Here is a 12,781-nt window from a genome sequence, read left to right as displayed (position 1 = left end):
GGTTCAATTGTTATCCGGCTTAAGCACCCAGTCGGAAACGCCATCTTCCACCAGAAATCCCTGCGCCTTGATTTCCCGCCGCAGGCGATCGGCTTCCTGCCACTGCTGCGCTTCGCGCGCGGCCTGGCGCTGGCCGGCCAGCGCCTTTACCGCCGCAGGAATCTCATGGCTGGCCGGGCGCCAGTTGTCCAGGTCGAGCCCCAATACCTGGTCCATCACGCGCAATGTGGCTTTGCGCATGACGACATCGGCCTCGCTGCGCACCAGCTCCCATACGATAGTCAATGCACGCGAAGAGTTAAGGTCGCTGTTGATAGCATCGCGAAAGCGATCCAGGAAAACCTGGTCAGGCTGCGTCCCGTCGGGCCAACGATGGTACGCTTCTCGCAAGCGCTGCAAGGCAGTCGCCGCCGCCTGCAGCCCGTCCCAGCTGAATTCCAGCTGACTGCGGTAATGCGCCGTCAGGCATAGGTAGCGATACGCCAGCGGATCGATGTCGCGCTCGACCAGCGACTGGAGGCGCAGAAAGTCGCCGCCCGACTTGGACATTTTTTCGCTGCCGGTCTGCAGGAAATAGCCATGCATCCAGAAGTTCGCCAGACGCGTGCCGTGGCACGCCTGGGTCTGCGCTATCTCATTGCTGTGATGGACCGCGATATGATCTTCGCCGCCGCAATGGATATCGAACCAACTGCCGAGATGCGCCGCCGACATCGCCGAGCATTCGATATGCCAGCCCGGAAAACCTCGCCCCCAGGGACTGTCCCACTCCATCTGGCGCCTGGAATCGGCAGGGCTGAATTTCCACAGAGCGAAGTCGGTCGGGCTACGTTTTTCTCCGACGGCCACGCGCACGCCTGCCTGCAGTGCGTCGCGGTCCAGCCGAGCCAGGTAGCCGTAGTCGCTTTGGCGGCTGGTGTCGAAGTAGATGCCATCCTCGGTGCGATAGACATATCCTTTTTCTTCCAGCGTCCGGATAAAGGCAATCTGCTGGGGAAGGTATTCGGTGGCGCGGCACCAGGTCTCCGGCTCCAGCAGGTTGAGGGCTCGGAAATCGGCCATGAAGGCGGCACTATAAAACGCTGCTATTTCCCAGGCGCTCTTGCCGCTGCGCCGGCTGCCTTTTTCCATCTTGTCTTCGCCGTCGTCTGCATCCGAAACCAGGTGGCCGACGTCGGTGATATTGACCACGTGCTGCACCTGGTAATGATTAAAGCTGAGCGTACGGCGCAGCAAATCCTCGAAAACATAGGTACGCAGGTTGCCGATGTGGGCGTAATCGTAGACCGTCGGTCCGCAGCAATACAGGCCTGCGCGTCCCGGGACAATGCTTTCAAAACGCCTGACGCGGCGCTCCCAACTATCGTATAGATGGAGTTCCATGCAATTCTTTTTAAAAACCAATTAGGGATGCCAGAGAAAAACAACCTGGCCGTGCACAGGCCAGCGGGCTGGAAAAATCAGGCGCGCTGCATTAGCGTCGTGCAGCGACAACAACGTGCGCAGACGCGGGGGCGGGAGAAGAAGAGGAAAAACGTGAGCATCGCTTATACTAACTTGTAGCGCTTTTCCCGGTCAAGCCTGGGCACTGACCCTGGCCGGAAGCATCATTTATCACTATCCGGAGCAAACCATGATGAAGCAGCGGAAACTGGGTTCAAGCGGGCTGACAGTATCGGCGATAGGCCTCGGTTGCATGGGCATGAGCACCGCATACGGCGCGGCCGATGAAACCGAGTCCATCGCCACCCTGGAACGGGCGCTGGCCCTGGGCATCAATTTCTTCGACACTGCCGAACAATACGGCCCCTACGAAAACGAAGCGCTGCTGGGGCGGGTTTTCAAGGGCCGCAGGCATGACGTAGTGTTCGCCACCAAATTCGGCTTCAAGATAGAGAATGGCATTACCACTGGCATCACCAGCGAGCTCAGCCACATACGGCGCGCGGTGGAAGGCTCGCTGCGCCGCCTCGGCACCGATTACATCGACTTGCTGTACCAGCACCGGGTCGATCCCGCGGTGCCGATTGAAGAGGTGGTGGGCGTCATGGCCGAGCTGGTGCACGAAGGCAAGGTGCGCTACCTGGGTTTGTCCGAGGCTGGCGTCGCCAATATCCGCAAGGCCCATGCAGTGCATCCGATCAGCGCGCTGCAAAGCGAATATTCGCTGTGGGAGCGCAACCTGGAAGCCGACATCCTGCCGCTCCTGCGCGAACTGGGGATCGGGCTGGTGCCGTTCAGCCCGCTTGGCCGCGGCTTCCTGAGCGGCACGGCGCAGCGCGCGGAAAGTTATCCTGACTCCGATTTCCGCCATCGCGATCCGCGCCTGCAGGGCGACAATTTCGACGCCAACATGCGCGCCGCAAAAGTGGTCGGCGAGATTGCTGCGGCAAAGGGTGTCAGCAGCAGCCAGGTTGCGCTGGCGTGGGTGCTGCAGCAAGGCGACGACATCGTGCCGATTCCCGGCACCAAGCGCCGCGCTTATCTGGACCAGAATGCCGGCGCGGTCGAGGTCACTCTGGATGCCGGCGAAACCGCATTGCTGGAAAATGCCCTGAAGCAGGTGGCCGGGGAACGCTACAGCAAGGAACGCATGGCCTGGGTCGACCGCTAGTTTCCGCTAACAGGGTGCGCCATTGCAGACATTGCGATCGGCAGCGGCCGGCTTCAGGTTGGTTTGCGCGGCGTTGTTGTTATTGCCCTTGAACTGGTTGTTGCTGAAGGTGGAATGGCCGTAGGCCGCCAGTCCCAGCATCTGGTTGCCGCGCATCATGCTGTTGCGCACCTTGAGATCGACGCCGAAGATGCCGTCGCCGCCATTGGCTTCAGCCACGCTGTTGCTGATGGCGCCGCCAAACATTACCGCGCCGCCGCGGCCGTTCCTGGCCATCACTACCCGCTCCAGGCTGGCCGCATTGGTTTCCAGGTAAACGCCGTAATTCCCCATGCCCTGGACGATGCCGTTCTTCACCACAATGCCGCTGCGGTTGACCGCATGGACGCCATTGCCGCTGCCGCCCGGCCAGCATGGCGCGGGCAGCTGCTGGCAGCGCACCGGCCCCTGGATGGCATGGCCGTTGAGGTCGAGCGTGACGTTGTCGGCGTTGATCTCGATCGCCGTGGTATTGGCGTCGGGTACTTTCAGGTTGCCTGACAGCCGGTAATATCCGGCTTCTTCGATGACGACCAGGAAACCCGGCTTGTCGGCGCGGTCGGCAGCGATCATGGTGGCCCGGCCGGCCGCCGCACTCATGCCTGGGACCAGCAGAATGGCAAGCAGCGCCGCCGCCGCGCATTGCTGCAGGCTAGTTTTGGTAAGAGCCGGCCTCATTGCTCAACCGCCGCCTCCGGCTCCCCGGAAAATATCGACAGTTTCAACGGCCGCACCGCTCCCATCCAGATCGCATGGTCGCGCAGGTCATCGCCGGTCAGCGGATGGATGAACACCACCAGGCCGGCGCGATGCAGGGCCAGCCAGGGAATCACTTGGTCAAACAGCGGCGCGTCGAAAGCCAGCTGGCAGCTCCAGTCCGGATGCGGACCGACCGGGCGCTGGTGGACCCGGCCCATGCTTAGCGCAAACCGCTGCGCCGCCTCTTCGCACAAGGCTTGCGCCTGCGCCAGGGTGCTGGCATCGAAGTAGACGTGGGCATGGTAGCCGGTGATGCTCGGCGCGGACGGTTCGGTCATGCGGGAAACTCCAGAGATGTAGTGGGGATGGCAGAACGGATTTCTGTCTGTATTCCTGTGTTCTTATCTTGCCAAAAATCAAGAATACCTCTTTTTCTGCAGCCAGGGAAATCCCCCGCAAAGCGCAAAACCGTGCTTGTCTTTTTGTCCACCACTCCTGCAATGAATACCTGCGAAAACGTTCATGGAGCCGGATTTGGCGCACAATCATCCCGGAAGAAAATAATGCCGGCTTTGTACGGTGACGTACCTAAAACATGAATCCGGGCAGGTAACCTGCTCGTATCGGCTTGCCTTGAAGAGCGCACCAGAAAATGACCATGGAACCACCAATCGCAGCGGCGGACACAAGCGCAAGCGAAGTACCTGAAACAAGCAAGGCCGAGGCTGCGCCGATGACCGGACCGCTGGCGCCGTTTACCGTCGCCGGACCCACCAATGTTCGCAACCTGTGCTTGCGCATACTGACTGTCCTGGCCCTGGTGTTTGCGCTGCAGTGGGCACAGAGCTTCCTGATCCCGCTGGTTTTCGGCATTTTCATCGCCTACACTTTGAACCCCCTGGTGGCGTGGCTGGAACGCCTCCGCATCCCGCGCCTGGTCGGCACCTGCATCGTGATGGCGGCCTTGCTATTTGGCCTGGGCCAGGTTGCCTATTCCTTGCGCGGCGAGTTCCAGTCCATCATCGAGCGCCTGCCGGCCGCGTCCCATCAACTGGCGCGCTCCATGGCCAGCATACAAGCCAGGACGCAAGGCCAGGCCAGCACGATCCAGAAAATGCAGGCGGCGGCCAACGAAATCCAGACCGCCGCCGGCCAGGCTGCCGGCGTGCGGCCGGATCCGAAACGGCAAGCCAGTCCGGCGCCGCCGTCATTTCAACTGAGCGAATGGCTGTGGACCGGCTCGATGGGCGCGATGCTGTTCCTTGGCCAGGCGGTGATGGTGATCTTCCTGGTGTTTTTCCTGCTGCTGTCAGGCGACACCTTCAAACGCAAGCTGGTAAAACTGACCGGGCCGTCGCTCACCAACAAGAAAATAGCCGTCAGCATTCTGTTCGACATCAATACCTCGATCCAGAGCTACATGTTCATGCTGCTGGTGACGAACGCCTTGCTGGCGGTCCTGATGTGGGCGGTGTTTCGCCTGATCGGACTTGAGAACGCCGGCGCCTGGGCCGTCGCCAGCGGTTTTCTGCACATCATTCCGTACTTCGGTCCGATCCTGATCGCCGTCGCTACTGGCCTGACCGCCTTCATGCAGTTCGAATCGTTCTCGATGATGCTGCTGGTGTCGGCCTCGACGCTGGTCATCGCAACCCTGGTCGGCACATTCGTGACGACCTGGATGATAGGCCGGATCGCGAAGATGAATGCGGCCGCGGTCTTCATCGGGCTGCTGTTCTGGGGCTGGCTGTGGGGAGTATGGGGAATGCTGCTGGGCATTCCGATCATCGTCATCGTCAAGGTCATCGCCAAGCACGTGGACCGCATGCATGCGGTCGCCGAGCTGCTGGGCGACTAGCCTTCTTTTCTGCAGGCAAAAAAATGCGGCATCCGAGGACGCCGCATCAAGCCAGGTTTCAGGCGGGAATTAAAGCGAGATCTTGGAGATCTTGGCGCCTTGCAGCGACACGCCGGCGATCAGGCCGCCGTTGGTGGTCACGAAACCGATGATCGGCTGTTGCGCGGTGTTGGTGTCGATGTTGCCGTTGGCGCCAATGTTGGCCAGCGCGACGGTGGCATCAGCGCCGACAGTCCAGCCGTTGCTGTTGCGGAATTTATCAAGCGAATCCTGTGTCATGAACAACAGTACGATGGCTTTCGATTGCGCACCGGCCTGGAAGCCGATGGAACCGGCTGTGGTGCTGTAATAGCCCACGTTGCGGCCGCCGACGCGCAATGCGCCCTTACCGTATTCGCCGCCGATCACAAAGCTGGCTTGCAGCACTTCCGGGAACACCAATACGCCCTTGGCGCGCGCTACCAGGTCACGCGAAGCAGGCGCGGTCTGATACAGTTTGGACAAAGTGGCGTCCACTCCGGCATTGACGTCGTTGCGGCTGGTTGAAGAACTGGCGTCCTTGCCCGGCATGGTGGTGGTGCAGCCGGCAAACGTCAGGCTGGCCATGGCGACGGCGACAGCTGCCAGGCCCTTGGAAGGGAATGAGAATTTATTTTGCATTTTTTTCTCCATCAAGAATAAGGATAACAATTAGACAACGTTGTAAATTATATATCGCATTGCAAAGGACGTGTATAAAGCGGCATTTTTTGACTGAGCTTCCATGACCTCCCAGCTCCTGACGGTATCCCTGACTGAATCGGCCGCAACGAAGGCGACATCGCGGCATCCAAGCTGCGGCGCATCATTATCCGCAATCATGGTTTCACTCTAGGCGGGATGTAAGATTGCATCTGTACGGTAGCACACATTCAAACAGCTATTGCCTGCCCGGGTTGCCGAGAGCAGGAAGCTCTGACCATAGCGAGGAATCTGCAATGAACGAACACAGCGCCAAGCCGCAGCCCGGGCTCTACCTGGACGACCTGAAAACCGGCGACCGCTTCAGCAGCGCCGAACACACGCTGGACGAACAGCAGATCCTGGAGTTCGCCCGCCAGTTCGATCCCCAGCCTTTCCACTTGAGCGACGCCGCCGCCAAAGGCACCCTGTTCGGCGGCCTGGCGGCCAGCGGCTGGCATACCGCGGCCATCACCATGCGCCTGCTGGTCACCAGCGGCATGCCGCTGCAGGACGGCATCATCGGCGCCGGCGGCGAAATCAGTTGGCCGCAAGCAACCCGCGCCGGCGACATCCTGCGCGTGGAAAGCGAAATCATGGAAATCACGCCATCGCGTTCACGGCCGGACCGCGGCATGGTCAAACTGCGCAGCGAAACCCGCAACCAGCGCGGCGAAGTGCTGCAGCTGTTCGTGTCGAAGCTGGTGGTGTTCCGCAAACCGGCGGCTGCGTGAAATGAATGGCCTGCGGATCTACAATAAAATTTTTGAACGAGCGCCGAGATGATACATATCCGTGAAATCGACCACATCGTATTGCGCGTGACCGATCTTGAACAGATGCTGCGCTTTTACTGCGACGCGCTCGGCTGCACTGTTGACCGTCGCCTGGACAATATCGGCCTGGTCCAGCTGCGCGCCGGCAGCGCCATGCTCGACCTGGTGCCGGTCGATGGCAAGCTTGGCAGTGTGGGCGGCGCGGCGCCGGGGAAGGAAGGGCGCAACCTCGATCATTTCTGCTTTCGGGTTGAACCCTTCGACGAAGCGACGATTCGCGCGCATCTTGTTGCGCATGGCGTAGCGGCTGGCGAGCTTGAGTCAAGAAACGGGGCGGAAGGGGAAGGGCCGTCGATTTATGTCACGGATCCGGAGGGGAATGTGGTTGAGCTCAAGGGGCCGCCGTATGATTGATGGATCAAACGACGATTATTCATTTGGATGGAATATTTTCTTGCACGCGCTTACTGTTGGAATAGACAGGCCGCAGATGGCATCCGGCAGCTTATGAACGATCCGCTCTAGCCTAAGGGATTGGGTGCTTGCGCTTCTTTGGAGGCTTATGCTTCTTGCTGGAGCCAGAAAAAGGACGTTCGAATACCAGCCACCAAAGAAAATAAAATAAATACACAGTTAACAGCCCGAGAATCGCGGCTGCCCAAGGAGATATTTTGGACGCTGCGTCCTTTGATGAAGCGGTTGCAAAATAAAAAAATGTCCCCAAGAAAATTGCGCCAGTGTGTGCCAGTATCTTGAATTCTCCCTCTGGAGTATTAATCGAAAAAAGAAGTTTTACGATATTTCGAAAATCGAAAAGCAGAAAAACACTCAATATGAGAAGTATCCCCACCCATAGTGAAAACCAGTTCTCACCGTGATCTTTATACGTTACGGCAAAAATCCCAAACGCGATCAGCATCAAAGCTGCCGTACGTAGAAATTTTAAGAGGGCTGCACGCATATTACGAAGAATTTTTTCGCCAAGAGATTAAACACAAACCAGAATGCGTTCCCCATAGAGGCAATTAGCCATAGCGCCAATACGCCAAGAACCCAGTTTTTAGAAAGAAATTTCCTAAACGTCATTGATAGAACTGTTCATCAAAGGATGATTACGCCTTCCCGGGCGTTTTCCCGCTTCAACTCGGAATCGGAGGGTCTCGATACGTTTCGTCAATTGCCATGCCTTTGGCCTTGAGTTCAGTTTCTTTTTGCTCACGCGTGGCCGAGAATTTTGTCAGCACAGCGGGTACCATTGAGCAGATTGAGTACCCTAAGAATCTCTTAGCCATTGCCACACGGTTAGCCCATACGCCGATTTCAGATTGGGCATAATCTCTCCTGCTTTGAAGATGCGTTGGACTGGAACAGCGTCCATAGACTCCCACACTCCTGTCTTTGGACTCGGTTGGCCGGCTTTTTCGCGTAGCGGCGCGTCAGGTTGTTTGAGTGCCGATTGCTCTGGAGTGTAGTACTCCTTTTTTAGTTGTACACGCTGATTCGCTTCGGTTTCGAACGACTGGATAGAGCTGTAAGCATGCTGAAGGTTTTTCCACATCCAGTCGGGTAACGTTAAATATTGATTTGGCGATACAACTAGAAATTTTCCACACGCCGGAGCCTCTGCAGTTGCATCGTTATCGGGAATGAAATCCTGATGGGAACAGCTACCATGGTTAAACACCATAGGCTCGTTTTTTTGGACGTCGGTAAAATAATAAAATCTGGATTTGCCACTTTCCGATGCAGTCGGAAATTTATGAATTTGAGTGTTTTCGTCAAAGTAGAAGGTAAACCATTTGTCGTCGTCATCTTGAGCTGCATCACCATGCATTTTTAGAATTTTCCGTTCTCCTGTTTTCGAAACGGAGACCATATAGGTTGCTCTGTGACCAGGGGTAGAGTCTCCCATCACTTCATCTACAGGAGCTTTCAATTTGACTACGCCATTTTCTGGAACCCACACGGCTTTGCCGAGAGGGTCGGATTTCACATCTACACCGTCGGCTTGACCAAAGAAAAAAAACACAGGCCCAATATAGCTATCGGGGATCAGAAATACCAGTGGGGCGGGCATCGTTATTTCCTTATAAAATCTCACTGTTCCATAACTCAATGCGGCGAGCAGAAAAAATGCCAGCCATAGATTCCGCTTTCGTGTTAACCATATTCTCATTGCTTTTTTAGCTTCCATTTTTCGTCAGCCAGATCGTAATCATCTTTTGTCCGTCCTTCGTTTGGATTGCGATGCAAATGATAGTTGTTCCAATCGTCACGTGTAGTTTTATTCCGTGGCCCGATTTTCCATGTTGCATCTAATAGGCCGGACAACACATCGAGGGGCGTTTGATAGGCTGATAAATACAGAGGCAGCGTGCTCCCTTTTTCTGGTTGAGTAATTTGAGTAGGATCACCACAATTCCACTCAAATTTTCCCCATGTTTTTTTTGATACGTCGGACTTCATGTCACCGGACGCGATCATGCATGTCTCGTCTTCTCCTGAGGTCGGATATAACTCGCGTAAGCTAGGAGACCCACCCAAGACCTGCCCGAATACCCAAAGCTTTTGGCCGAAATTACCCTTTTCGTCTATTTCTATACGTATCGTGTTGGCCCACATCAAACGCTTATTCACGTTCCACAAATGAGTAGACGGGTCTCCGATGCGCACGTGACTTCCCAAGAAGAGCGTATTCCCTGCGGGATCTTTTACGAAGCTTTCGCAATTTGGAAAACCATCTCCATAGGTTAGAGACAATATGTCCATATAGAGATTAACCCTCTCTACCTTGATCCATATTTCATTAAATACGTCCAATGAAGGTACGGGGGTTGTACCAATTACTTTTTCTATAGGCTTCGACATCAAAAACGCAAAATTTATACCACCGTACCAGCTTTTCGTTCGAAGTTCCTTTTGCCCGCCATGCGGAGTGTTGACCTGCGTAACTACAAGCGTGCCGTGCGGTTGAAATTCCTTTTTCTTATAGTCTTCTCGGCTTCCAAATATGCTCCATAGACCAGGGCCGGAGTCAGAAGGATTTGACGCTTGTTCCAAATTTGAATCGGTGGATTTTGTTAATGCTCCGGTCACCATTAAATTCGTATCTAGAATATACCGCTGCCAAATTCGCGATGTGGGCCGACCTTTTGAATCATCCCCGCCAACCCAGCTCTCCCCCAAAGAAAAGCCTCGATTGTCCCCATGGAATCTAAAGCCCTTGCGTTCAAATTGCCGGTTAGGGTGAAACGAACGTACATTGACCTCGTATTTCGCCAATGCCGCGAATTTAATTTGCGCGGCAACACCTTCCTGATTTTCAGATGGCGTGGATTTGGCTACTTTAAGCAGTCTGCCAATGGTCTTTGTTTCTTCACCAGCCATGATTTTCCTTTTTATCACCTGTATAGAAGAAATGCAGATCGTCGGATTTTTTTTCAGTGCCAGCTAATTGTGTCTTGCCATTTGTGGCGGTTACTCCTTCTATCGTCTCACCTGTTGAATGACGTGCGAGAGTGTACGGTATGTTGGCCAATTTTTTTCCCGTGCCTTCTTCAGCGATATGAAAATATTCATTGAACACGCCAGGCATAGCTACGTGAGGGAACTCAGGCATTTTGATGGCCAGATTTTTCGCTCCTGGCAAGCTGTGCGTAGCTGCATGGGCGACATAATTGCCGTTAGTACCGTGCTCGATGCCGCCGGCATTGAATTTCCCGTAACTGCCTCCGCCATTGATCACTACCTCTTCTTTGGCGGTAATGGTAATGGTGTTTGCAGTTTGCGTGATGTTCAACTTGGCCAGCAGGTTGATGCTGTCTGAGAGAGTCTGCATATCCACATCGCCGGCAGCTGCGACCATTTTCATTCCCGTTTTTTGTACAAACAAGCGGAAAGTATTCGTAATACTGGCAAACAGGCTATCGCCACTGGCAATGGACAGACTCTTGCCGGTAGTGATGGCGGTGTGCTCATCGCTGGCAATGTGCGTCGATTGCGCGGTGGTGGTTTCTATGCCGGCGGGACTGGCCAGCACCAGATGCGGTTGGGCCAGTTCCGGGAAACTGCCCTCTTTTGCTGTGCCACCCTTGATTGCCTCATTCTGCGTCTTGAGAATCTGCGCAACATCGGCCTGCTGACCCTGCTTCTCCTGCGCCCCCGCCTGCTGCGCCATCTCCGCCAGCGTCTCGTGCTGGTCGCGCGCAGAGGTAAGCCTTTGCACCGTCTCGCCCATATCCTTCATGTGCGAAGCCGCATTGCTGCGCCCTTCAGTGGTGATCAGCATGCCTTTCGCTGAACGGGCCACGCCATGACCATCGGTTCTCAGTTCCCAGCCTTCGCCGCGTGCATCCTTGCGGCCGGCATTGTCTTCAATGCGGGTGATGTTGCCCAGGCTGAGCTGGCTGTGCTGGTGATCGCTCTTTAATTGGGCCTGGATCTTGGCGTTGGTGTCGTCCAGGATCAGGTGGTTGCTGCGACCCCCTGCCTGGTTGCCGCCATTCGGGGTCAGCTCACGGCTTCTGAGGCCCATCAACGATTGCTGGGTCGCCAGCTTCCAGGGCGGCATGTTGCGCTGGTTATAGACGCTGCCGGTAATCAGGGGCCGGTCAGGGTTGCCATCGAGCCATTGCACGATCACTTCGCTGCCGACCCGGGGAATCGCCGCCGCTCCCAGTTCGCTGCCGGCCCAGCCGGAGGCAACACGGATCCAGGCCGAGCTCTTTTCATCGTTGTTGCCGATCCGGTCCCAGTGGAACTGGACACGGATACGGCCGTATTCATCGGTATAGATGCTGTCCTGGCCGGAAGGTCCGACCACGGTCGCGGTCTGTGGCGCCTGGATCCTGGTGGCAGTGCTGTTAAAACCGCGGCCTGGACGCCAGGGGATGGTTTTACGGATGCAGGTTAATGCGTTGCTGTAATCGGCCTTGTCGCTGGCCTGCTGCAGATAATTGTTGGTCGCCTTGTGGTGGACGGTGAGGATCAGGAATTCGCTTTTACCGGCTTCTTCATGGCTGCCGAAGGGATTGAAGGCAAAATGATTGCTTAAACGGAAATACCGTCCCGGCAGTACCGAGCGGTTATTGCCTTTGGCTTCAAAGTGTTTACCGGCTGCCTCGATCTCTTCCATGCGCAGCTGCGCCTGCTTGTCGCCATCCTGGCTACCTTTATAGCCATAGGTGCCGGTGTATTCGTAGGATTCGATATTGAGGACATCGCCCTGCTTGTTCAGGGTCGGCACACCGACGTTACTGGGCACCGGACTTTTAAAATTAAACCCTGCCAGGCTGACGCTGCCGGGCACGATCTGGCGCACCGGCGACCAGTCGCCGATGCCGTCTTCCTCAATCGCACCGCCATGGCGCTGGAAGCGGATCTCGGGGCCGTTGTCGATCGCTGCTGCCTGGGTGGTGTCGTCGGTCAGGATCAGCTTGTGACCCTTGTCAGTATGTTCATACCAGTACGACCAGCCGGCCGCTTCCCAGCGCCGGTGCAGGTAATTGAAATCGCTCTCGTTGAACTGGCAGGCGTCGGTCATTGCCACATCTTCGCCGCGCACCCGCACATCCCAGTCGGGATGGGTGCCGTAATCGCTGAAGATGCTCTCGGTCTGCTCGCGCAGGGTCTTGCCGTGGAAGATGTAGTTGTCCTGGCGCAGGCGCAGGTAGTGCAACCAGGGGCCGAGTTTGGCCTGATAAAAACTGATGCTGCCGTCGGTCTTCACCAGGCGGAATTCAAAGCAGTAGCCGCTGAAGTAGCGCAGGCTGCCGTCGGCGCGCACCAGTTCTACGTTAAACAGCTTGCCTTGCAAATCCTTGAGCGCCAGGCTGGCATCATCGGACAGCAGCTCTACGGTAAATTCAAAATCACGCGACAGGCTTTCCACCGCATCGAGCTTGTTGACCAGCAGCTGCGCAGATGGGCCATCATCGTGGGGAAAGGACAGGCGCAGGATACGGTTGGTCTGGCGCCCGCTAATGAGGCTTTGCAGGCTCTGAAGTATGTTGCTCATGCCGTGTCCCATACGTGCCCGGAATGCCGGGCATTAAATAGTTAATGCCTCAGGCGAAT

At 56.2% G+C, this 12,781-nt stretch carries 12 protein-coding genes; 4 read left to right on the top strand and 8 right to left on the bottom strand.

Features of this window, described 5'->3' with window-relative positions:
- Positions 1-3: 3 nt before the first annotated feature.
- Positions 4-1,383, bottom strand: coding sequence for a cysteine--tRNA ligase (gene cysS / locus CFU_RS00465; RefSeq protein ID WP_041741012.1), 1,380 nt, complete (start codon positions 1,381-1,383; stop codon positions 4-6).
- A 250-nt stretch (positions 1,384-1,633) separates the two neighbouring features.
- Here cysS and CFU_RS00455 point away from each other — a divergent pair, with 250 nt between their 5' ends.
- Entirely contained in the window at positions 1,634-2,614 is a 981-nt protein-coding gene (locus CFU_RS00455) for an aldo/keto reductase (protein WP_014004081.1), read from the top strand.
- A 6-nt stretch (positions 2,615-2,620) separates the two neighbouring features.
- Here the strand turns inward: CFU_RS00455 and CFU_RS00450 are convergent, their stop codons facing one another.
- Entirely contained in the window at positions 2,621-3,331 is a 711-nt protein-coding gene (locus tag CFU_RS00450; RefSeq protein WP_014004080.1) for a right-handed parallel beta-helix repeat-containing protein, read from the bottom strand.
- A complete protein-coding gene (locus tag CFU_RS00445) occupies positions 3,328-3,690 on the bottom strand; it encodes a DOPA 4,5-dioxygenase family protein (protein WP_014004079.1) in 363 nt (120 codons plus the stop codon). Before CFU_RS00445 ends, CFU_RS00450 begins: the two co-directional genes overlap by 4 nt.
- 314 nt (positions 3,691-4,004) lie before the next feature.
- Between CFU_RS00445 and CFU_RS00440 the strand changes: the two genes are divergently transcribed.
- Positions 4,005-5,210: an AI-2E family transporter gene (locus CFU_RS00440; protein ID WP_014004078.1), complete on the top strand. Its 1,206-nt coding sequence runs from the start codon at positions 4,005-4,007 to the stop codon at positions 5,208-5,210.
- 69 nt (positions 5,211-5,279) lie between these two features.
- Here the strand turns inward: CFU_RS00440 and CFU_RS00435 are convergent, their stop codons facing one another.
- A complete protein-coding gene (locus CFU_RS00435; protein WP_041741010.1) occupies positions 5,280-5,870 on the bottom strand; it encodes a BPSL1445 family SYLF domain-containing lipoprotein in 591 nt (196 codons plus the stop codon).
- Positions 5,871-6,187: 317 nt separating this feature from the next.
- Between CFU_RS00435 and CFU_RS00430 the strand changes: the two genes are divergently transcribed.
- Both CFU_RS00430 and CFU_RS23575 read left to right on the top strand, forming a co-directional pair.
- A complete protein-coding gene (locus tag CFU_RS00430; protein WP_041741009.1) occupies positions 6,188-6,664 on the top strand; it encodes a MaoC family dehydratase in 477 nt (158 codons plus the stop codon).
- 48 nt (positions 6,665-6,712) lie between these two features.
- Positions 6,713-7,120 carry a VOC family protein gene (locus CFU_RS23575; RefSeq protein WP_014004075.1) on the top strand — a complete coding sequence of 136 codons (408 nt, stop codon included), beginning with the start codon at positions 6,713-6,715 and terminating at the stop codon, positions 7,118-7,120.
- Positions 7,121-7,232: 112 nt separating this feature from the next.
- Here CFU_RS23575 and CFU_RS00420 read toward each other — a convergent pair whose 3' ends face one another.
- From CFU_RS00420 to CFU_RS00405, 4 genes are all read right to left on the bottom strand, one after another.
- Positions 7,233-7,667, bottom strand: a complete 435-nt coding sequence (locus CFU_RS00420; protein ID WP_148264720.1) for a hypothetical protein — start codon at positions 7,665-7,667, stop codon at positions 7,233-7,235.
- Between the two features lie 312 nt (positions 7,668-7,979).
- Positions 7,980-8,900, bottom strand: coding sequence for a hypothetical protein (locus CFU_RS23145; RefSeq protein ID WP_238531370.1), 921 nt, complete (start codon positions 8,898-8,900; stop codon positions 7,980-7,982).
- The gene (locus CFU_RS00410; protein ID WP_041741006.1) at positions 8,879-10,093 is read right to left on the bottom strand and encodes a hypothetical protein; all 1,215 of its coding nucleotides are present in this window, start codon (positions 10,091-10,093) and stop codon (positions 8,879-8,881) included. The genes CFU_RS23145 and CFU_RS00410 overlap by 22 nt, the downstream gene beginning before the upstream one ends.
- Positions 10,083-12,722: a type VI secretion system Vgr family protein gene (locus CFU_RS00405; RefSeq protein WP_050808701.1), complete on the bottom strand. Its 2,640-nt coding sequence runs from the start codon at positions 12,720-12,722 to the stop codon at positions 10,083-10,085. Before CFU_RS00405 ends, CFU_RS00410 begins: the two co-directional genes overlap by 11 nt.
- Positions 12,723-12,781 lie beyond the last annotated feature (59 nt).

The sequence above is a fragment of the Collimonas fungivorans Ter331 genome (assembly GCF_000221045.1).
GTDB classification, from domain to species: domain Bacteria; phylum Pseudomonadota; class Gammaproteobacteria; order Burkholderiales; family Burkholderiaceae_D; genus Collimonas; species Collimonas fungivorans_A.
This window is presented reverse-complemented; position numbering and strand designations above follow the sequence as displayed.

What these genes read in the sequence shown, in the direction of transcription:
- cysS (WP_041741012.1), bottom strand. Translation starts at nt 1,383, where the DNA reads ATGGAACTCCATCTATACGATAGTTGGGAGCGCCGCGTCAGGCGTTTT.
- CFU_RS00455 (WP_014004081.1), top strand. Translation starts at nt 1,634, where the DNA reads ATGATGAAGCAGCGGAAACTGGGTTCAAGCGGGCTGACAGTATCGGCG.
- CFU_RS00450 (WP_014004080.1), bottom strand. Translation starts at nt 3,331, where the DNA reads ATGAGGCCGGCTCTTACCAAAACTAGCCTGCAGCAATGCGCGGCGGCG.
- CFU_RS00445 (WP_014004079.1), bottom strand. Translation starts at nt 3,690, where the DNA reads ATGACCGAACCGTCCGCGCCGAGCATCACCGGCTACCATGCCCACGTC.
- CFU_RS00440 (WP_014004078.1), top strand. Translation starts at nt 4,005, where the DNA reads ATGACCATGGAACCACCAATCGCAGCGGCGGACACAAGCGCAAGCGAA.
- CFU_RS00435 (WP_041741010.1), bottom strand. Translation starts at nt 5,870, where the DNA reads ATGCAAAATAAATTCTCATTCCCTTCCAAGGGCCTGGCAGCTGTCGCC.
- CFU_RS00430 (WP_041741009.1), top strand. Translation starts at nt 6,188, where the DNA reads ATGAACGAACACAGCGCCAAGCCGCAGCCCGGGCTCTACCTGGACGAC.
- CFU_RS23575 (WP_014004075.1), top strand. Translation starts at nt 6,713, where the DNA reads ATGATACATATCCGTGAAATCGACCACATCGTATTGCGCGTGACCGAT.
- CFU_RS00420 (WP_148264720.1), bottom strand. Translation starts at nt 7,667, where the DNA reads ATGCGTGCAGCCCTCTTAAAATTTCTACGTACGGCAGCTTTGATGCTG.
- CFU_RS23145 (WP_238531370.1), bottom strand. Translation starts at nt 8,900, where the DNA reads ATGGAAGCTAAAAAAGCAATGAGAATATGGTTAACACGAAAGCGGAAT.
- CFU_RS00410 (WP_041741006.1), bottom strand. Translation starts at nt 10,093, where the DNA reads ATGGCTGGTGAAGAAACAAAGACCATTGGCAGACTGCTTAAAGTAGCC.
- CFU_RS00405 (WP_050808701.1), bottom strand. Translation starts at nt 12,722, where the DNA reads ATGAGCAACATACTTCAGAGCCTGCAAAGCCTCATTAGCGGGCGCCAG.